Origin of the sequence: Micromonospora sp. NPDC049801 (assembly GCF_040656575.1) — a bacterium.
Lineage (GTDB): Bacteria > Actinomycetota > Actinomycetes > Mycobacteriales > Micromonosporaceae > Micromonospora.
This window is the reverse complement of record NZ_JBFAMS010000014.1, coordinates 84,394-100,119: the sequence shown is the minus strand read 5'-3', so window position 1 is coordinate 100,119 and position 15,726 is coordinate 84,394. Positions and strand designations below refer to the sequence as shown.

38 protein-coding genes are annotated in these 15,726 nt (G+C 67.7%); 2 read left to right on the top strand and 36 right to left on the bottom strand.

Annotated elements, in window-relative coordinates:
- Positions 1–17: 17 nt before the first annotated feature.
- The 6 genes from AB0I89_RS24335 to AB0I89_RS24310 form a co-directional block, all read right to left on the bottom strand.
- Entirely contained in the window at positions 18–263 is a 246-nt protein-coding gene (locus tag AB0I89_RS24335; RefSeq protein WP_357130991.1) for a hypothetical protein, read from the bottom strand.
- On the bottom strand, positions 257–463 hold the full coding sequence (locus tag AB0I89_RS24330) for a hypothetical protein (RefSeq protein ID WP_357130988.1): 207 nt from the start codon (positions 461–463) through the stop codon (positions 257–259). The genes AB0I89_RS24335 and AB0I89_RS24330 overlap by 7 nt, the downstream gene beginning before the upstream one ends.
- Positions 464–646: 183 nt before the next feature.
- Positions 647–1,096: a hypothetical protein gene (locus tag AB0I89_RS24325; protein ID WP_357130985.1), complete on the bottom strand. Its 450-nt coding sequence runs from the start codon at positions 1,094–1,096 to the stop codon at positions 647–649.
- 3 nt (positions 1,097–1,099) lie between these two features.
- Positions 1,100–1,918 carry a hypothetical protein gene (locus AB0I89_RS24320; RefSeq protein WP_357130982.1) on the bottom strand — a complete coding sequence of 273 codons (819 nt, stop codon included), beginning with the start codon at positions 1,916–1,918 and terminating at the stop codon, positions 1,100–1,102.
- 2 nt (positions 1,919–1,920) lie between these two features.
- On the bottom strand, positions 1,921–2,166 hold the full coding sequence (locus AB0I89_RS24315; RefSeq protein WP_357130979.1) for a hypothetical protein: 246 nt from the start codon (positions 2,164–2,166) through the stop codon (positions 1,921–1,923).
- Positions 2,163–2,354 carry a hypothetical protein gene (locus tag AB0I89_RS24310; protein WP_357130976.1) on the bottom strand — a complete coding sequence of 64 codons (192 nt, stop codon included), beginning with the start codon at positions 2,352–2,354 and terminating at the stop codon, positions 2,163–2,165. The genes AB0I89_RS24315 and AB0I89_RS24310 overlap by 4 nt, the downstream gene beginning before the upstream one ends.
- 105 nt (positions 2,355–2,459) lie before the next feature.
- On the opposite strand from AB0I89_RS24310, the gene AB0I89_RS24305 reads away from it, so the two are divergent.
- Positions 2,460–2,711 (top strand): hypothetical protein, encoded by a 252-nt coding sequence (locus AB0I89_RS24305; RefSeq protein WP_357130973.1) that lies wholly within the window; start codon positions 2,460–2,462, stop codon positions 2,709–2,711.
- 81 nt (positions 2,712–2,792) lie between these two features.
- Here the strand turns inward: AB0I89_RS24305 and AB0I89_RS24300 are convergent, their stop codons facing one another.
- Positions 2,793–4,001, bottom strand: coding sequence for a transposase (locus AB0I89_RS24300; protein ID WP_357130970.1), 1,209 nt, complete (start codon positions 3,999–4,001; stop codon positions 2,793–2,795).
- A gap of 28 nt (positions 4,002–4,029) precedes the next feature.
- On the opposite strand from AB0I89_RS24300, the gene AB0I89_RS24295 reads away from it, so the two are divergent.
- Complete coding sequence (locus tag AB0I89_RS24295; RefSeq protein WP_357130966.1) at positions 4,030–4,143, top strand: excalibur calcium-binding domain-containing protein; 114 nt, start codon at positions 4,030–4,032, stop codon at positions 4,141–4,143.
- A gap of 101 nt (positions 4,144–4,244) precedes the next feature.
- On the opposite strand, the gene AB0I89_RS24290 is transcribed toward AB0I89_RS24295, so the two are convergent.
- The 29 genes from AB0I89_RS24290 to AB0I89_RS24150 all read right to left on the bottom strand — a co-directional run bounded on the left by AB0I89_RS24290 (position 4,245) and on the right by AB0I89_RS24150 (position 15,692).
- Positions 4,245–4,778: a nucleoside 2-deoxyribosyltransferase gene (locus tag AB0I89_RS24290; RefSeq protein WP_357130963.1), complete on the bottom strand. Its 534-nt coding sequence runs from the start codon at positions 4,776–4,778 to the stop codon at positions 4,245–4,247.
- A 91-nt stretch (positions 4,779–4,869) separates the two neighbouring features.
- Positions 4,870–5,265: a hypothetical protein gene (locus tag AB0I89_RS24285; protein WP_357130960.1), complete on the bottom strand. Its 396-nt coding sequence runs from the start codon at positions 5,263–5,265 to the stop codon at positions 4,870–4,872.
- A 14-nt stretch (positions 5,266–5,279) separates the two neighbouring features.
- Positions 5,280–5,573, bottom strand: a complete 294-nt coding sequence (locus AB0I89_RS24280) for a hypothetical protein (protein WP_357130957.1) — start codon at positions 5,571–5,573, stop codon at positions 5,280–5,282.
- Complete coding sequence (locus tag AB0I89_RS24275; RefSeq protein WP_357130954.1) at positions 5,566–6,108, bottom strand: Panacea domain-containing protein; 543 nt, start codon at positions 6,106–6,108, stop codon at positions 5,566–5,568. Before AB0I89_RS24275 ends, AB0I89_RS24280 begins: the two co-directional genes overlap by 8 nt.
- Positions 6,109–6,178: 70 nt before the next feature.
- Positions 6,179–6,379 carry a hypothetical protein gene (locus tag AB0I89_RS24270; protein WP_357130951.1) on the bottom strand — a complete coding sequence of 67 codons (201 nt, stop codon included), beginning with the start codon at positions 6,377–6,379 and terminating at the stop codon, positions 6,179–6,181.
- A gap of 63 nt (positions 6,380–6,442) precedes the next feature.
- Positions 6,443–6,970 carry a hypothetical protein gene (locus AB0I89_RS24265; RefSeq protein ID WP_357130948.1) on the bottom strand — a complete coding sequence of 176 codons (528 nt, stop codon included), beginning with the start codon at positions 6,968–6,970 and terminating at the stop codon, positions 6,443–6,445.
- Positions 6,971–7,005: 35 nt separating this feature from the next.
- Positions 7,006–7,542, bottom strand: a complete 537-nt coding sequence (locus AB0I89_RS24260; protein WP_357131261.1) for an endonuclease domain-containing protein — start codon at positions 7,540–7,542, stop codon at positions 7,006–7,008.
- A gap of 59 nt (positions 7,543–7,601) precedes the next feature.
- A complete protein-coding gene (locus tag AB0I89_RS24255) occupies positions 7,602–8,249 on the bottom strand; it encodes a helix-turn-helix transcriptional regulator (protein ID WP_357130945.1) in 648 nt (215 codons plus the stop codon).
- 78 nt (positions 8,250–8,327) lie between these two features.
- Positions 8,328–8,525 carry a hypothetical protein gene (locus AB0I89_RS24250; RefSeq protein ID WP_357130942.1) on the bottom strand — a complete coding sequence of 66 codons (198 nt, stop codon included), beginning with the start codon at positions 8,523–8,525 and terminating at the stop codon, positions 8,328–8,330.
- Positions 8,526–8,790: 265 nt separating this feature from the next.
- Positions 8,791–9,006, bottom strand: coding sequence for a hypothetical protein (locus tag AB0I89_RS24245; RefSeq protein ID WP_357130939.1), 216 nt, complete (start codon positions 9,004–9,006; stop codon positions 8,791–8,793).
- Positions 9,003–9,167: a hypothetical protein gene (locus tag AB0I89_RS24240; protein ID WP_357130936.1), complete on the bottom strand. Its 165-nt coding sequence runs from the start codon at positions 9,165–9,167 to the stop codon at positions 9,003–9,005. The genes AB0I89_RS24245 and AB0I89_RS24240 overlap by 4 nt, the downstream gene beginning before the upstream one ends.
- Complete coding sequence (locus tag AB0I89_RS24235; RefSeq protein ID WP_357130933.1) at positions 9,164–9,343, bottom strand: hypothetical protein; 180 nt, start codon at positions 9,341–9,343, stop codon at positions 9,164–9,166. Before AB0I89_RS24235 ends, AB0I89_RS24240 begins: the two co-directional genes overlap by 4 nt.
- Complete coding sequence (locus tag AB0I89_RS24230; protein WP_357130930.1) at positions 9,340–9,675, bottom strand: hypothetical protein; 336 nt, start codon at positions 9,673–9,675, stop codon at positions 9,340–9,342. The genes AB0I89_RS24235 and AB0I89_RS24230 overlap by 4 nt, the downstream gene beginning before the upstream one ends.
- Before the next feature lie 166 nt (positions 9,676–9,841).
- Complete coding sequence (locus AB0I89_RS24225; RefSeq protein WP_357130927.1) at positions 9,842–10,054, bottom strand: hypothetical protein; 213 nt, start codon at positions 10,052–10,054, stop codon at positions 9,842–9,844.
- Positions 10,055–10,243: 189 nt separating this feature from the next.
- Positions 10,244–10,555: a hypothetical protein gene (locus AB0I89_RS24220; RefSeq protein ID WP_357130924.1), complete on the bottom strand. Its 312-nt coding sequence runs from the start codon at positions 10,553–10,555 to the stop codon at positions 10,244–10,246.
- Between the two features lie 12 nt (positions 10,556–10,567).
- Positions 10,568–10,825 (bottom strand): hypothetical protein, encoded by a 258-nt coding sequence (locus AB0I89_RS24215; protein WP_357130921.1) that lies wholly within the window; start codon positions 10,823–10,825, stop codon positions 10,568–10,570.
- Positions 10,822–11,232 (bottom strand): hypothetical protein, encoded by a 411-nt coding sequence (locus tag AB0I89_RS24210; RefSeq protein ID WP_357130918.1) that lies wholly within the window; start codon positions 11,230–11,232, stop codon positions 10,822–10,824. Before AB0I89_RS24210 ends, AB0I89_RS24215 begins: the two co-directional genes overlap by 4 nt.
- On the bottom strand, positions 11,229–11,651 hold the full coding sequence (locus AB0I89_RS24205; protein ID WP_357130915.1) for a hypothetical protein: 423 nt from the start codon (positions 11,649–11,651) through the stop codon (positions 11,229–11,231). Before AB0I89_RS24205 ends, AB0I89_RS24210 begins: the two co-directional genes overlap by 4 nt.
- Positions 11,648–11,896: a hypothetical protein gene (locus tag AB0I89_RS24200; protein ID WP_357130912.1), complete on the bottom strand. Its 249-nt coding sequence runs from the start codon at positions 11,894–11,896 to the stop codon at positions 11,648–11,650. The genes AB0I89_RS24205 and AB0I89_RS24200 overlap by 4 nt, the downstream gene beginning before the upstream one ends.
- Positions 11,897–11,911: 15 nt before the next feature.
- Positions 11,912–12,256, bottom strand: coding sequence for a hypothetical protein (locus AB0I89_RS24195; protein ID WP_357130909.1), 345 nt, complete (start codon positions 12,254–12,256; stop codon positions 11,912–11,914).
- A 16-nt stretch (positions 12,257–12,272) separates the two neighbouring features.
- Complete coding sequence (locus tag AB0I89_RS24190; protein ID WP_357130906.1) at positions 12,273–12,566, bottom strand: hypothetical protein; 294 nt, start codon at positions 12,564–12,566, stop codon at positions 12,273–12,275.
- A complete protein-coding gene (locus tag AB0I89_RS24185) occupies positions 12,563–12,793 on the bottom strand; it encodes a hypothetical protein (RefSeq protein ID WP_357130903.1) in 231 nt (76 codons plus the stop codon). The genes AB0I89_RS24190 and AB0I89_RS24185 overlap by 4 nt, the downstream gene beginning before the upstream one ends.
- The gene (locus tag AB0I89_RS24180; protein WP_357130900.1) at positions 12,790–13,101 is read right to left on the bottom strand and encodes a hypothetical protein; all 312 of its coding nucleotides are present in this window, start codon (positions 13,099–13,101) and stop codon (positions 12,790–12,792) included. Before AB0I89_RS24180 ends, AB0I89_RS24185 begins: the two co-directional genes overlap by 4 nt.
- Complete coding sequence (locus tag AB0I89_RS24175) at positions 13,098–13,340, bottom strand: hypothetical protein (RefSeq protein WP_357130897.1); 243 nt, start codon at positions 13,338–13,340, stop codon at positions 13,098–13,100. The genes AB0I89_RS24180 and AB0I89_RS24175 overlap by 4 nt, the downstream gene beginning before the upstream one ends.
- Positions 13,341–13,367: 27 nt before the next feature.
- The gene (locus tag AB0I89_RS24170; protein ID WP_357130894.1) at positions 13,368–13,772 is read right to left on the bottom strand and encodes a hypothetical protein; all 405 of its coding nucleotides are present in this window, start codon (positions 13,770–13,772) and stop codon (positions 13,368–13,370) included.
- A 22-nt stretch (positions 13,773–13,794) separates the two neighbouring features.
- Positions 13,795–14,250: an HD domain-containing protein gene (locus AB0I89_RS24165; protein ID WP_357130890.1), complete on the bottom strand. Its 456-nt coding sequence runs from the start codon at positions 14,248–14,250 to the stop codon at positions 13,795–13,797.
- Positions 14,247–14,450, bottom strand: a complete 204-nt coding sequence (locus AB0I89_RS24160) for a hypothetical protein (protein ID WP_357130887.1) — start codon at positions 14,448–14,450, stop codon at positions 14,247–14,249. Before AB0I89_RS24160 ends, AB0I89_RS24165 begins: the two co-directional genes overlap by 4 nt.
- A gap of 16 nt (positions 14,451–14,466) precedes the next feature.
- A complete protein-coding gene (locus AB0I89_RS24155; RefSeq protein ID WP_357130884.1) occupies positions 14,467–14,751 on the bottom strand; it encodes a hypothetical protein in 285 nt (94 codons plus the stop codon).
- Positions 14,752–14,831: 80 nt separating this feature from the next.
- Positions 14,832–15,692: a hypothetical protein gene (locus AB0I89_RS24150; protein WP_357130881.1), complete on the bottom strand. Its 861-nt coding sequence runs from the start codon at positions 15,690–15,692 to the stop codon at positions 14,832–14,834.
- Positions 15,693–15,726: the final 34 nt, after the last annotated feature.

Below are 15,726 nucleotides of genomic sequence, written 5' to 3'. Positions count from 1 at the left end.
GTGGTGTCTCCGTTCCGTCAGGTGGCAGGAATGGCGATGTTGCGGGCTGCGGCGTACTGGGCCAGGTCGAGGCGCAGGAACGCGACAGCCTCCCGGATTTGCTGGTGGGCGGCGCGAACGTCCCGGCCCGACTCGATGGGCACGTCGTGGTGCTCGCGCACAAGTCGGTCGATCTGGTCGGTGCGGTCGTAGCGGGCGAGCCGGTCAAGCTCCCCGTCGATCAGCCGGATGGCGGTTTCGGTGATCTCCTGGTCGGTCAGCATGCGGTACCTCCGTCCGTCGGTTGGGTGCCGCCCTCACTGGCGGCGTTGGTCTTGTCGGCGAGCAGTTGCGTCAGCCAGCGCACCTCGGCGTTGGCCCTGGCGGCAGCCTCTTGGGCTTTGCGCAGGTACGCGGCGACGGCCTCCGGGGCGGCGTACTCGGCGAACGCTGCCCGGTTCTTGATCACCGGCATGTCAGGCACGCCTCGCCCGCACGTCGTCCTTGTGCTGCTTGTGCCACCGCTTCCGGGCGTTCGCGCCATGCAGCACCTCGGACTGCTCCCCGCACGAACAGACGGCAGGTCCGCAGCAGGCCGAGCCACTGTTGTAGTTGATGCGGCCCTCATTGGGGAGGGTGTGGCCGGCAAGTCGATTCGACTTCATGGTCAGTCCCACGTCTCGTCGTACACCTCGGCCGCAGCCTTGTGCCCGGCCGCTTCGGCGGCGTGCACGTCCGGCGCGTCCACAACCCGCTCCCAGCGGTGCGACAGCATCGACTCGTACCGGCCGTGCACCGTGTGCTCCCCGGCAACAACCGCGAGGGTGCTGTAGTTGGCGCAGACACCGTTGTCGGCCTCGCCGATGACCGTCCACCGGTCGGCTGCGATCGGCGACTCCATGGGGTCGCGGTTGGTGGCGACGTTGCCGGCGATCCGGAACGCCTCACGGACCACATCGAACGCGGCGGCGGCCGTGTCGGCGGTGACGGTGGCGGTGTGAATGTTGAACCCGGCGACCTCGGCCCGGCCCTCGACGGCGGCGAGCTGGTGACCGGTGCAGGCGTCGTTGAGGCCGCCGAGGCGTTCAACGGTGGAAATCACAGTCCAGGTGGGCATCGGTTAGTCCTCGTTATCGGGCAGGGCGGCAACCGCGCGGGTTGATGTCGGGGCGTACCTTTGATGGACATCGTCGGGAATGTTCAGGCAGTGGTGCGGCAGGTTGACGGTCTTCCCGTACCGGGCGGTCGCCTCGGCGAGCACCACCAGCGCGTTGGTGGACTCTTCGATACCGAGCAGGTGGAAACCGGTCAGGCGGACGTTGCCGACCCCCGCCTCAGCCCACCGTTCGGTCAAGCCGCAGTAACCGCACGTCATCGCACCCGTGCCAGGGTCGATCTCGAACTCCCCGTCGGCCAGTTCGGGTTCCGGCCGGGGCTCCGGTCGACGGGTGCACTCAACCGGCCAGCGACCGGTGTGGTGTCGCCACTGCCCGTCAGCGTGAATCCTCGGCTGCCGGCAATCAGGGCAGGCGTCCGCACCGGTGATGGCGGCCACCTCGTACCGCACACCGGGGTTGGGGTGGGACCGGTAGAGGTCGGCGGTCAGCGCCTCAGCCTCGGAGGGGGTGCCGCAGGTGGTGTGGATCGACCTTCGGGTGCCGGCGGCCCGCACCTTGGCGGCACTAACGTACGCCTCGTCTCGGCGCTGCACGCCGATGTGACGGTGCCGCTTCGGCCACGCCGCGAGCTGGGTGTCGCCTTCCACCTCGATTGCCTTGGCCCACAAGTTGGGGTCCTCAACGATCCACAGGACGACGTGCGAACCCAGGCGCTCATCGACCGGGCGTCCCGTGTCGGCGTAAACCTCACGGCCGTCGTGCTCGTAGGTGCGGGCCTGTCGACGGGGTGCGGTCCAGTTGCCGGGCAGGGTGACGTTCATGGTCAGTCCTCCGGGTCGCAGATGACGCAGTCGACGGCTGCGGTGGTCAGGTGGTTGATGCACACCATCAGCGTTTCGATCGACGGCCGGGCGGGTGCGTGGGCGGCAAGGATGCGGTCCATGGCGGCGTAGCCGTACGGGTCTTTGGTGGTGTCGACGTGCTCGACGAATACGTTGTCGACGAACACGGCGTGGCGGGTGCCGGCCATGCCGCAGGCGTCCTGGTGGGCGAAAGGTTGGCGCGTCATGAGAGCGACACCGACGCCTCGACCTCGTCGATGAGGGCGGCGTTCTGGATGGCGTTCAGAACGTAGGTGCGGATGTCTTCGCGCAGGTCGGCGATCGTGAACTTCCCGTCGGCATCGACGATCTGACCGTTGATGTTGGCCCACTCCTGGGGGTCAACCTCGATGACCAGCGGAACCCGGACCTTCATGGCTGACCTCCTGGACTCCCGATTGCACTGCCAACTCAGTATGCGTACTCTGTGTGCATGATGTCAACTCAGTACACAAAACAAGTTGGCACACTCGGTTGTGGGATGATCGCCGACGTGGCCATGAAGCCGGAACACGAGCGCGCACTAGCCGAAGCCGCCACCGAATACGAGCAGGCGGCCGAGGCGAAGGAGCGCGCGTCCGCCAAGCTGGCCGACGCCATGCGCGCCGCCTACGCCGACGGTGAGCAGCAATCCGCGATCCTGCGCGCCTCAAAGCACGTGTGGTCCCGCGAGTACATGCGGATCCTGCTGGGCCTCTCTCGGCGAAAGAGTGGCGACCAGTCGTCAAGCTGACACCCCGACGTCCGGTCGGCGGGTGCCCAACGCGTAGCCGAGCGCGCGCACCACCATGTGTCGGTTGGCATTCTCCGGCCGTTAAGGGCCGAGAGTCCCTACCTTCGCAGGTCGGGGTTCCTGGCTCACCGCGGACAGCACGAACGGTTGCCCGTCGTGTCTAACATCCGCTCCGCAGGCGTTTCGAGTCTCGACCAGCCCGGCCGCGACCATGATGTTCTTGGCGGCGTTGATGTCCCGATCATGTCGGGTGCCGCAGCTCGGACACGACCAATGCCGTGTGCCGAGCGAAAGCTTGGCGAGCAGATGTCCGCACGCCGAGCAGGTCTTGCTGGACGGGTACCAGCGGTCCGCCACCGCCACAGTGCGGCCGTCGCGGTGCGCCTTGTAGGTCAGCATCTCCCGGAACTCGCCCCACCCGGTGCGGGAGATCGCCTTCGCCAGCTTCCGGTTGCGGACCATGTTGGCCACGGCCAGATCCTCAACGGCGATCGCATCGAAGCGGCGGACCAGGCTGGTGCTGGCCTTGTGCAGGAAGTCCCGGCGGGCGTCACGCACCCGCGAGTGCGCCCGTGCCACCTTCTGCTTGGCCTTGGCCCGGTTCGCGGAGCCCTTCTCTTTGCGGGCCATCATCCGCTGATAGCGCTTGAGCCGGCGTTCCCGCTGCTCCATGTGCTTCGGGTGCGCAATGCGCTCCCCGGTAGACAGGACCGCGAAATCGGTCAAGCCGAGGTCAACGCCGACGCTCTGCCCGGTCCGGGTTGGCGCGACGGGTGCCTCGACATCGGCAGCGAAGGTAACGAACCAACGGCCATCCGGCCCGCGCGACACAGTCACCATCGTCGGGTCGAGCACGGTCACATCGATGTCCGGCCACGACCAGACGAACGCCAGCACGCCCGGCGTTTTGCCGAGACTGAGCGCCCCGTTGCGCATCCGGAACGCCGAACGGGTGAAGCTCGCGGACTGGCGGCCGTGGCGCGACTTGTAACGCGGGTACCGGGCGCGCTTTTGGAAGAACGCCGTCATGGCGGTGTGCTGGTGGCGCAGCGTCTGCTGCAACGGTACCGACGAAACCTCGTTGAGGAACGCCAGTTCGGGCTGCTTCTTCGCTTCGGTGAGCGCCCGGTCCGTCTCGGCGTACGACGTGGATTTCCGCTCGGTGTGCCAGCGGACGTGACGGGCAGCGAGGGTGCGGTTCCAGACGACGCGCACGCATCCGAAGGTGCGGTTGAGTACCGCAGCCTGCTCGGGAGTCGGGTACGCCCGACATTTGTACGCCGTCCTCACGCGACCCATCTTACCAAATGCGCCGATCATGGCTGAGAGTCGCGTTTCTCGAAGAGTGCCCGGCGTAGCACTCATTTACAAGGGTGATCCCGGCTACTCCCGCAAACTGGACCGGGACGGCGACGGCGTCGGCTGCGAATAGGCCCAGGACGTGTCAGAGCCCCAGGCGGTCGAGTCGATACGCCTGGGGCTCTACGGGATCAAACGATGGGTGTCGCTGCCAGGATGCGGGGCGCTGGTCGGCTACCGCATCCGCAGACAGAAGTCAGCCCAAGCCTCCCTAGCCGATGCGGCCGACCCGTGAGCGGTGACGATCTGCCCGGCAAACCACAGGTCATCCAGCTCCTTACGCCCACCCTGCGTGTACAGGTGAACCTGCTTGCCCAGGGCCCGCGCGTAGCCGATCTCCACGAGGGTGCCATGGCAGGTGGGGTCATCAACCCAGGCGAACACGTGAGTGGCCGAGCGGATCGCCCCCAAGCATCGGGCAGCCACCTCGGGCCGAGACAGGCCGGGGTAGACGGAGCAGGCCAGGTCACCCGCGGCCACGCCATGGCTGTTCTCCCCGTGGTAGCAGCCGTGATCGTCGCTCATGAAGTGCGGGCCGACGTACACGGCGCCGGGCAGGCTGGGGCCGATGGGTGCATCCGATGGCCAGGGGGTGGCGTCGGGGTTGTCGTAGTCGGCGTCGTCGATGACCGGGAACAGGCCATGTCGCCACCCATTCTTGGTGATCTTCCCTGCGGCGTAGACGCGAATACCATCGAAGTCGGTCATGGCGGTCCTCCACTTCAGGTCGGGGGGAGTCCGACCGTAGTGCACTGGTGCCCGCGACGCCGGCAGTTCCCGCACATCGATCGGGCAGCGGCTACCGGACGCCGGTCAACACCGACGCGAACAGCTCCGACCCGTCCACGAACACCACGCGCATCCCGCCCGGCTTCGAGCTGCCGCCCCACGCCGCGCACGTCTCGGCGGACTTGACGCGCGGCATGCCCGCCTCGGCGACAGTGCGGGTGATCGCCTCAGCCCAGCCGGCCGGATCGGTCGGGGACGCGTCCACACTCGGGATGGCACCCGCGTCGGCGGGGTCGAGCGGCGCCGCCTTTTGGTCCCCGCCGACGAGTTGCAGGTGCACCCGTCCGGCCAGGGTCAGGCCGACCGGTTTCGGCCCGCCACCGGTCGACCAACGGGCCACCTGACCCGCCCACGGCTGCGCGCCCAACACCCCGGCGAGCCAGCCCTCAAACTCGCGCACGATCATCTACGCCCCCGGCTTCATGTTGGCAGCGACAGCGGGACGATGCTGTTGCACGCCACCGTCCGCTCCCGTTCGTGAACGAAATACGAGCACACCACCACCGTGTCGTCGCGCAGCGACAGCGGCACATGCCCCCACCACAGGTTGTCGAAGCCCTGCTCCCGGCGCACACCTTGGAAGGGATCTTCGAAGCGGGACAGCACCCACGCCGTCACCAGGTTGATCAAATCTTGGTCGGGGTCGAACTCGGAAATCCACAGGTCAAGGTGCCGGTCGAAGCCGCGCAGCACCCACAAGGTCGGGTCAGACACCCGCCGTCATCCTGGCCCGCAGCACGTCAACGCTGTCCAAGTCACCCGGCTGGTGGGCGGCGGACGTCTCGTACAGCCAGTCCCGTACCTGAACGGTGTCGAACGCCGGCCCGTCGACCGCCGCCCCGGCGGTGCGGAAGTAGTCGCGGATCCAGTCGTGGCGGATGGCGACGCTGCCGCCGGGGGATCGGCTGGTGTTCGCCAACTGCCACGGCGTCTCGCTGTGGGTGAGATGTTCGAGGTCATTGCCGGTGAGGTTCCCGTAGCGGGAGATGACGTAGCCGATCGTGTTCAGCTCGGCCTCACCAAGGCGCGCGTCGACGACGGGAATGTCCCCGTCTTTCTCCTGCCGCCACAGGGCGCCGACGACGGGGCCCATGTCCCAGGCGGCGATCGTCTCGCCGAACAGGGGTCGGTCGAAGGTCGCCAGGTGGTGCCCTTGGCAGTAGTAGAGCAGTTTGTGCAGCTTCTTCGTGCCGAGGTCGGGGAGGCGTCGGCGAAGTTCGGCGGCGATGCTGTGGGCTGTGGCGGCCATGCGCCCAGTCTACGAGCAGGGCGGACATTCATGGCAGGGCGAAACGGGTCGACTGCTGGTTGAGGTGCGGTCAGCAGTGCTCCAACGGCAACTGGTCATCGCCGTCTGCCGGCCATTCGAGGACGACATGCACGATCGGGTCGCCGTCGGCGCGCTTGCGCTTGCGGCGGGCGGACTGCTTGGCGGCGGCGATGGTGCTGCTGCGGCGGCTAGCCCACACGTGGTAGGGCACGACATACCGGAATCCATCGGTGCGCGTCTCCGTCGCCATGCGTTGATTGTGCGACTACAAGAAGGCTTTTGTCTATTTCTGAACGCTGCTAGCTGCCCGCAGTCAGCGACCGACCCGGCGGGCCGCGACCAGCATCACCATCGCGGACGGAATCAGACACGCCAACACCACGAGAAGTAGAACGCCGTGCACCACCGGCGGGTCCATGCCCTCAATCGCCATGATCGCCTCCGCGCCAATGGCGCCCGAGGCCACGAACCCGAGTATGGCTGCCACCCGGAACCGGTTCTTCTGCCACCACGACCGCTGATGGTGGTCGACGGCCGCGGCGAGCAGCCTGCGCGCCGGACCTAGCTTGGGCTCCACGTCGAGGCGGGTGTTAGCCCGCCACACTCGGGCGGCGTCGCAGACCGTTTGCGCTGCCGCATCACCACCGCCACGGTTCGCCCGGACCGCACCGATCAGCCGCAGATCGGCACCGGTGGTGTGCCCGGTCGCAGCCTCGTCGGGCTGGTCGGCGACCGCCCACAGCAGCGCCGCAAGACGCACGTCCTCAACGGTGGTGGGCTTTCCGGTCTCCACCTTCGCCATGATCACTCTAAGGCGGTGATCCAGGTCGTCGATCCGCACAGGTGTCACCTCGCACCGGTCGGGGGCGGTCAGTGTTACATCGGCGGGAGGGTCAACGGTTCCCCTTGTTGACTGGCAGGTAGCCCGCCGGTCGGACCGGGGGTGGTCAGTCGCTTGTGGGCTTCATGCAACGGATGGGCTGGGTCACAGATCCGGCACTTGCACGGCTGAGGCCATTTGGCGACCTTCCGACGGTGCACGGCCTCAACGAGCTGCCGGCGGGCCGGATCGGTCGGGTCGCAGCCGGCACGGGCAAGGTAGGCAACTGCGGCCGGCTGCCACCACGCAAGGTCAGGGTCGTGAGCCCGCCAACCCCACAACTCCAACTCACCCAACCAGCCATTGCAGCGGGAGCACAGCAGGCCGCGCACACACCGGCCGCAGGCACTGCGATGGTCGATACAGCAAACGTGGTCGTGGTCGACGAACAGGGGCGCAGCGTCCCAACCACGCAGGTTTCGCCGACCGCAGATGCCGCACACCCCGTCTTGGGCGTCGCGCAGCTCCCGATACCGCTGAGGGGTGAGCCGGTGCCGGGTGAGCGCTTTGCGGGGCAGTTCGATGCAGCACACATCCCACGCCGGCACGTCGCCGAACCCCGCGATGAACCGGACGCCCGGCGCGACGCCGGTCACCGGTGGGCGCTCTCCAACCTCTGCGCGGCGCGGATGGCTTCCCGAACCTGGCCGATCAGCATCCTCGCCTCTTCCTCCAACGCGGCCTCCATGTCCGCTCGCCTCGCGGACATGTGGGCCACCAGCAGCCCTTCCGCTTTCGCCGGCAACCCGGCCTCCAACACCACAGTCACCTCTGGTGTCCCACCGATAGGCGGGTTTGACAGTTCAACCGGCTCGCCGCCGTCGAGGATGCTTTGGATGCTGCCGGCGTCCCACTGCAACGCCCGCTCCAACGTGGCGGCGGTGCGGGACGTCAACGCCCCCGGGTGGGCGTTCTCCACCTTCGCGACGGTGCGCAGGGCGATTGGCCCACGGTCGGCGAGTTGCCGCTGGCTGAGCCCCAACGCGATCCGCCGTTTCCGGGCGCCGCGACTCAGCAGCACCGACGGGTCGGGCGGTGCGGGCTGTTCGGCGGGATCTGGTGGGGGGATGGCAACGGCGGGGCAGGGGAACGGCACGGGGGTGAGTGGCCGGCCTTCGGGGCTGTAGGAGCAGCCGCGGCAGATGAGTGTGGTGGTGTTGGGGAAGTCGTGGGGTATCCACGGGTCGTGGAATGGTGGGGCGGAGTGGGCGGGTGGGGCGCTGCGGTTTCTGCGGACCATAGGCCACCCCCGAACGTTGGTTGATCAACGAACGGCCAGGTTAGCGGCTTGTGGTCGGTGGCGACAGGTTCGTTCGGCTCACTCGACGTGGACAGGTTGGTGCAGATCGGGGCGGTTGCAGCACACATCCCAGCCGGAATGGGCAGGACAGCATTCGGTGTCACCGGAGGTGGGGCAGTAGTACGGGGCGCACGGCTTGCGGTTCACGCCAGCAGCGCGGATCGCGTCGCCGATGGCGGCGCCAGCCTTGCCGAGGGTGGTTGCTGCGGCGGCCACGGCTAGGGCGTCGCGAGGTGATGGCGTCACGCGGCGAGCCCTTCCCTCGGTCCCCAGATCAGGAGCCGCCCGCAGCCAGGGCACTCCTGCTGATCGCGTGTCTCCATCATCTCGTCCGCCCAGTTGCTAGACGCGATGTACCCCGACGGCTGTCGGGTGTGCTGCGTGGCGTTCGGGCAGTCGGGGTTCAGGTCAACAAGTGGCCCGCTGTCGGTGCAGATGAATCCGCGACGTGGGCCGGTGGGAGCCTTGAAGCGAACGCACGTCATCGCAGCGTCCTTCCGGTGCGTCGTTCCCACTCGCGTTGAATCGCCCCGCAGTCGCACAGCGACCCGCCCCACGTCTGAATGTACGAGCAGCGACGGTCGGTGTGCAGTAGTCCCTGGTTGGCGAGGTGCCAGCCGGTGGGGAAGTCAATGAAGTCGAACTGCCAGTTGGGGCCTTGGCGTTCGGTGCCGGGGCACGGCGCAGCGGTGGTCATGCGGCGAGTCCTTCCCGGATGAGTGGCGTGTCGGCGTGCGCCTTGTCGTTGAAGCTGCCGGCGACGATCAGGTAGCCGCAGGCCGCGCATTCGAGCACGGCACTGTCGGGTGGGGCGTCGAACCAGACCAGCGGGCCGGGGCACGGGGCGTTGTCGGTCATGTCGGGCTCCCGTTGCAGGTGAGGCTGTGGGCTTTCAGCTCAATCATGTCGCCGAGCACGGTCGCTTGCAGCTCGCCATCGTCGGCCCGGCCGGCAAACTCAGCCCACACGGTGATCGGGATCGAGGCGTTGCAGTCCGGGCAGGACACGAACACTTCGACGGTCGGCGCGGTCACGGCCGCACCTCTTGCAGGCCGCCTACCATCACGCCAGCATCAACCGCGATAGTCACGGTGGTGCGGCACGGCCAGTCCGGCGGCTCAGTCTCGTAGCCCTCCGAGTCGCAGCCGCGACACACCCAGCCGAAGATCCGATCGCCGACCTGATAGCCGTCGGTGGGTGCGTGCAACTCAACGAGGGTGCGAACAACACCGCTGGTGGCGGCTCGCAGCGCGACGTAAAGCGGGTGTGCCTCGGAAGGCAGCTTCGGCGGTGGTCGCCGGGGTGTGTCGAACGGGACCGGCGTGCGCATCGCCTGCCGGATGAACGCTTCGACGTTGTTGGTCATGGCCACCCCTGTTCGGGTCAGTCTTCGTGCTGGTCGCGACGTAGGTCCCGCTTCAACTGCAACCGCACCTGCCTACCGGATCGTTCCCGCGACACGCAGTCCGGGCCAGGTGGTTTGCGGCAGGTCGGGCACCACGGCGGGTGCGCCCTACCGGGCATGCGGGCCATCACCAGCGCCGCCGTTTCCTCGGCGGGCTGTCCGGGTCGAGGATGTGCCCCACAGCCCCCATCGCGAACAACGCCAGCACGCCGTAGAGGCCAACCTGAATCTCGCCGTCGGACACGCCGTCGCCGGTGAACGACGCGCCGACGAAAAACACGAACAGGGCAGCGATGAGCAGAAGCATCGCGATTTGCAGCCACGTCAGAAACTCCTGCAATCTGCCACCTGGGCGCCGATTCCCGGCGGTCATGCTTGGTCCGCCTTCCGTTCCGGGTCGTCGGGGTGCAGTGCTGGGCGTCCGGCATTCGCGATAGCTTCTCCGGCGATCCGACCCCAGATGACCGCAGCCAGAACCGCGAGCGCGGCGGCAGAAACGATGCCGGCTCCAATGAGCCAGTCAGCCCAATCAAGCACGGTCGTATCCCTTCGGTCGGTCACTCTTGGCTGCGGCTTCGAGAACGCACCGCACGCCTCGCGGATGCTCAGGGTGGGCGGCTTCCGCGCACTGGTAGCAGCACAGCTCGGACGGCGGCTCACAGTGCACGTTGTGCAGGTCGCAGCACGGTTCCACCCACTCCCCGAGCAGCGCCCGGTTCGCTCGGCTGCGCGCAGGGGTGAGGTCGGCGTACTCGGCGGCCAGGTTGTCCCACACGCCTGGGTCGGTGGCTTGTGGTTGCAGGCGGGCAACGGCGGCTTGAAGTCGCGTCCGGTCGTTCATGGCCGTCTCCGCTCAGTTGGGGGTGATGACGTGCCCGAGTTCCCTACACCGGAACGTGACCGGCGCGGGGTGGCAGTGCTGGCAGACCGGCTCGCCAGTGGGGGAGACGACGGTGCGCCGGTAGCCGGCGTTGAGGATGGCGAGCGCCATCGACCAACTGACGGCCCCGATGCCGCGCATCCGGGCGTCGGTGATGACATCAAGGAGGGCCATCACCTCGTCGTCGCTGTGAGGGGCGGGGACTGTGGGGGTCGGCCGCAGATCTCTCATCGCGCAGCCTCCGTCCGGTCGTGGGTGCGAGGGAACAGCAGGAACGCGTTCCGGTCCTCGATCAGTGTCGTGTACCGGCCCGGCGCCGCACACATGCGCAGGGGTGTGCCCGTCTCCCACCAGCGTCGCAGGACGGTCACGTACTCGTCCCAGTTGGGCTGGGGCACGTCGGGCAGCCATGCGGTGACCGTGGCGGTGCTGACGCGGGCGTTGGGGTCGCCGGGCGGGAACGTCCGCTCGCCGCCGGTGGTGTCGACGAACCGGCCGAACCCGTCCACCAGGTCGACGCTGAGGCTGCGGGTGTTCGCGTCCACCCCGACGCGGGCGACGGTCAGGCCGTCCACGTCGGCGTCAAGGCCACGGTCGCCTGGCCTTGCCACCAAGGCGAGGGCGGGATGGCGGCTCACCGTGTCGCCTCCTGTCGCTGCTTCACGATCTCGTCGACCAGTGCGGCGATCACGACACGAGGGTCGCCGGCAGGGCAGGTGCACGCCTGCGGCAGACCGGCATCGCACGTCCCACACAGCTCCATCCAAGGTGCGACCTCCGCCAGGTCGAGGGGCACCCGTTCGGCCGCGCCCGGGTCGACGATCGCGAAGTAGGCGGCCCGTAGCCGCTGACGCACCACGTTCCCGTCGGAGACGACACAGCCTTGCTGGATGCGGCCGTGGGGGATGAGGCGGAGTGCTTGCAGCATGGGCAGGGACAGGTTGCGGCGGATGCGCTCACGCTCATCACGGCGGATTTGCTCGTCACGGGCAGCGTCGACCGGGGGGCCGGCGTTGGCGATGGCGGTCGTCCACGTGGGTGGGTAGTTGCCGGTCATCGTTGAGCCTCCGCGTCGTTGTCAAGCTGCGGAATGGCGGCCAGCAACGCCACCTCCGCCACCCGCACCGCCAGGTCCAGACGCCCGAACCCAGTCAGTTGCTTGAGTGCGTCGACGGTGTTCCGCTGCCCCCCGATTGCCGCCCCCGGGAGGTTGGCATATTCGGCGAGGAAGTCGTTGACGGCTTGCACGGCAGCTTGCATCGCCGCGGTGGGGATCACGGGCGCAGGTGCTGGGTCGGTCATGGTCATCTCCTCGGGTTAGCCGTTGCCGTCAATGCAGGGGCAGTCCGGGTTATCGGCCCAGTGCGCTTCCATCACCCGCTGCATGTCGGCCTGCCGCATATCCTCATCGGCGCCGCGATAGATCGTCGGTGCCCACCTGTCGCCAGGCAGTTCGGCGGACGACACGTTGTCCATAGCGAGCCGCAGACGATTGACGGCTCGCAACGCCTCATCGACTGCCTTTACTGGCGGGAACGACTTCGGATAGGCGTCGGACAGTTCAGAGGCGAGGTGCATGAGGTAGTCGCGGGTTTGTAGCAGGTTGCCACCGATCTCCACGTGAACGCACGCGGGCAGGTGGTGGGCGTATCTGGTGGACACGGTTGTTCTCCGTTCGTCAGGCGTGATCGGTGGGCGGATGCCACAGGGTGAGGCGCGACGGTTGCAGCGGCTCGTCCAGCAGGCGCATGAACTCATCGTGGCGGCGTTGCTCGTACCGTCGGTACAGCCACACCGACGCGCCCATACCGCACAGGGACAGCACGCCCACGGCGACGATGACGACGGCCTCAGTGCCGGTGGTTTCGCCGCCGGTGGCTGCGGTGGTGATGCTGACGGCTGCGGTGAGGCCGAACCAGGCGTAGATGGAGGCGAGGAATGCTGCGAGGGGGTGGCGGCGGATGAGGTTCATCGCCGCCCCTGGGTTCCGTCGACACGCACCAGCGCCGACGTTTCGATGTCATGCTCCACCCGGCCGCCATCCCAACGGACCGACGCCCGCCAGTACGGGTCGGCGAAATGCCCGTAGCGGTCACAGCGGATCACCGTGCCTACAGTGCCAGGGTCGCGCCAGATGCTGACGCGCTCGTTAAGCTCCGGCTCCCACTCCCGCAGCGGGCGGTCCTGCTCGACGGTCACCGCTGGACCTCCGTCCATTCTTGGCCGACCAGCCGCACGGTCAGCCGTCGCATCGCTGGCGGGTTTCCTGACAGGGAGCGTGACATGTCCACGGCACCCTCCCGGTCGTCGCACTCCCACACCGCATCCGACGGCGAATCCGGGCCGGCGAGACGCACACCCCATTCCATTCTGGCTTCGAACAGCGGCAGCAGGGCATCGACGACGGCGTGGTCACCGCCAACGGTTTCGGCGAGCAGGTCCCGCAGGGCTGCGGTGGCGGTTTCGTGGTCGCGGCGGATCTCGTCCTCAACGTCAGCCATGGTCACGCCCCGTCCCGGACGGTGGCAAGGGTGGCATGGACCTGGGCGAGCGCGGCCACCGCCTGCATCTCTTGGAAATGCGCGTTCAGCAACGTGGGATGCAAGTCGCCGTGCTCCCCGCGAGCGTCATTGATCGCCTGGTAGATGCCCCGCGCGGTCGCCGCCAACTCGGCGGCACGCTCCTTGTGCTGCCACGAAGCCGTGAGCGGCGCCGGGGATGTGGGTGCTGGTGTCGGGTCGGTCATGGTCGTCTCCGTTCGTCGATGTTCGGGTCAGCCGCGGTCGGCGGCGGGCAGGGTTAGACGCCGGTCCTTCGAGTCCCCGTTGCCGCGCCCCGCCAGGTAGCCGGAGTTCGACAGCGTCATGTCAATGTCCATCAAGGCCATCGCCACGAACCTGTCGTAGGTGAGCGTCCAGTCCGGGCCGTCGTCGTCGCTGCGCATCGCGTCGGACACATGACGCTCGTACCACTCGTTGGGGCGGAAGTCGATGATCAGCCCGTTGTCGTCGGCAGCAGCCGCGTACGCCTCGGTGACCGATTCCAGCACCAGCGTTTCGAGGTCCAGCCCGGCGCGGCGGACACCGGTCAGCCACTCGTCCGGGCCGACGAAGCGGGCACCCTTCCGGTAGCCCCACCGGTCGGTGTCGGTGGTGAAGTCATCTGCGGTGATCGTCATGGCGTTCTCCGTCCGTCAGGGCTCAGACGCCCGTGGTTGCCTTGCCTGCGAGCAGCACGGCGCGGGCCTTCGCGTACCGGCGCCGCAGGAACTCGGCGTTCTCCGGGTCGAGGTGCGCCAACCGCTCCTCCGAGCTGTTGTGCCGGTTGTCCGCCAACTTCACCAGCCGGCCCAGCGGGTGCGCGGAGGCTCGCCGGATCATGTCCATGTACGTCTCACCTTCCCGGCGAGACACGGCGTCCACGGCCGACACCACCTCGTCCGGGTAGCCGGCGGCACGCAGGTCGTTCAGGGTGATCGGGGTGTCCTCCACGACGTCGTGGAGCAACCCGGCCATGACGGCGTTGTCGCCGTGCTCGGCCAGCATCGCGGCTACAGCGCGCGGGTGCTCGATGTAGGGGCGGCCCGCCTTGTCGACCTGGCCGGTGTGGGCGGTCGCGGCGAGGCAGTCGGCGTCGGCGACGGTCGGGTTGGTCATCGGGTCACCTCCGTGTGGTGCTTGATGAAGTAGTCGAGGTCCGCGATCCCCACACCCTTGTCGTCGCGGTCCGGCCAGGACGTCTCGTACTTGACGTTCGGCTTGCCGTTGATCGTGGTGATGCCGGTGACGGTGAAGATGCGGTTGTCCTTGCCGGTCCACTGGCTGTTGATCTGCGGGGGCGTCGTCGTGTCGGTCATGGTGTGCTCCGTCCGGTCAGTTGGCGTCAGCGGCCAGGGCGAGAAGCTGCTCACCAAGGCGGCGCGCGTTGTCGGCGGTCAGGTGCATCGGCGCTTCCACCGTCGGCCCGGTCGGGTCGTTCAGGTTCGCGGGCGCTGTGGCGTTCAACCAGATGTGCGGGCCATCGGCGGCTGACGACTCGTACACGCGGATCTCGCCGCCATACTCGGATGGAATGGCCGGCAGGTGGGCGAAGCCCCGTTCGGTGAGGATGCGGTTGAGGTGCCAGCGGTCGTCGCTGGCGGTGGTGTGATCGGTCATGGCTCGCTCCGTTCGTCGTTGCTGGCAGGTGATGGCACTTGCTATGGGGTTTGCTATCGGGTTGCCACGGGGTTGCTTCGTCATGCCCGTTCCAAGTCGTACTGGGCGAGCCACGAGTCGACAGCCGCGTCGCCGCCGCGTTCATGCATGGCTTCGAGGTACTTGCCCGGCCAGGGCTTCTTGCCGTCGGGCATCCGCTGCATGCCGAGGTAGAGGGCGTGGGCGTGGTGGTAGCCCTGCGGTCCAGCTTCGCCGCCTGCTGAATAGACCTGCTCGGTGCCAAGGATCTTGATGAAGAGTTCGTAGTCCTCGGTGCGCCAGTCAGACCATCCACCGCTGCGGGGCTTGGTGGCTTCGAGGATCAGTGTCGAGTGAACTTCGGATTCGTCGCCGGCCCCGGAGGGAGCGAAGCGACCGGAGGGGGAGCATTCCACTTCACTTCCCTCCGCTGTTCTTTGATCTTTCTTCTTAACCGTCTTTGTCACCGTCTTCTTAGTAATGGACCGGTCGCCCGACGTCTCGGTGCCCCGACGGTCCGGTTGCCCGACAGCCCGGTTAACCGACGTCTCGGTAGACCGACGGTCCGGTGCACCGACGGTCCGGTTTCTGGTACGTCGGGCGTCGGGCTCGGGCTGCGGCACATCGCACACGGACATGACCGTCGACCAGTGGCCCTTCTCATCCATCTCGCGGATGTAACGGACGTAGCCGATCTCGGCCAGCTCGGCGACCGCCTTGCGCATGGCCGCTCGGCCTTCGGTGGCGTCACCGTGCTCACGTGCCTGAGCTACTAGCTTGTCGACGCTGGTGTCCCACCCGTCGGGGTACGACAGCAGCTCGCCAAGCAGTCCCCGTGCGCGCCAGCTCAGCCGGTAGTCCCGATGCGCGGTGTTCACGATGCCCGTCCACCCCTCTTCGGGCATGGTGCGGCGGACCCTCACCCGTGCACGACCTTGATCGCACACCAGTTCGGCG